This is a genomic window from Tatumella ptyseos ATCC 33301 (assembly GCF_000735525.1).
Classification (GTDB): Bacteria; Pseudomonadota; Gammaproteobacteria; order Enterobacterales; family Enterobacteriaceae; genus Tatumella; species Tatumella ptyseos.
Map to the genome: position 1 here is coordinate 1 of NZ_JMPR01000082.1, position 289 is coordinate 289.

The following is a 289-nucleotide window of genomic DNA, read 5'->3' on the forward strand; positions in this document are numbered from 1 at the left end:
CACCCCGCCGGTGGCAAATAATGACACGGCGGTGGCGAAAGAAAATACGCCGGTGAACGGTAATGTGCTGACCAATGACACGGATAAAGACGGCGACACGCTGACGGTGACGCAGTTCACCGTGCAAGGCCACACGGTGAAAGCCGGTGAAACCGCGACCATCAGTGGTGTGGGCACCCTGACCATCGGCAGTGACGGTAAGTACACCTTTACCCCGGTGAACGGTTATACCGGGACAGTCCCGTCTGCAACCTACACGGTCACGGACGGGCAGGCCACGTCCACCGCG

The 289-nt window shown here is 60.2% G+C and carries 1 protein-coding gene; it reads left to right on the forward strand.

Annotation, left to right across the window (positions count from 1 at the left end; all coding sequences use genetic code 11):
• A partial coding sequence (locus GTPT_RS17680) for an Ig-like domain-containing protein (protein WP_038011993.1) occupies window positions 1-289 on the forward strand: 289 nt, incomplete at both ends.